General features: G+C 56.3%; 1 protein-coding gene. It reads right to left on the bottom strand.

Annotation, left to right across the window (positions count from 1 at the left end; genetic code table 11):
* A partial coding sequence (locus tag BS639_RS24975; RefSeq protein WP_158086952.1) for a hypothetical protein occupies positions 1-391 on the bottom strand: 391 nt, incomplete at both ends.

Raw genomic sequence — 391 nt, 5'->3', positions numbered from 1 at the left:
CCCTGAGTTTTAAGAACTTTCAGCGTCATCGGCTCGGCTTTTAAAACTGTGCCGAGTATTTTCCTAACGGTAACCTTGACTTCGATAGCCTCCGGCGCCGCCGTGGTGGCGGTTGCCGCCTGACTGACCGTAATGTCGGACTGACCCGCGCTTACCAACGTCAGATCGCCTTTGTCAGAGACCTTAACTACGTTTGCATTCGATGATGTATAGCTCAATTTTCCGTCGTTACCGCCCTCGACAACCAGCGCTGGCGGCGTCGAACCAAAGTCCACCTTCACAGCCTCGGCCGTGAGCACTGGCGAGTCGTTTAAATCCACGCTGACGTCAGCCGTGACCGCCTGACCAAGGTAGTTGGCGCTCGCCGCCTCCGTCACCGTAATCTTCGCAG

Origin of the sequence: Rouxiella silvae, from assembly GCF_002093625.1 — a bacterium.
Lineage (GTDB): Bacteria > Pseudomonadota > Gammaproteobacteria > Enterobacterales > Enterobacteriaceae > Rouxiella > Rouxiella silvae.
This window is presented reverse-complemented; position numbering and strand designations above follow the sequence as displayed.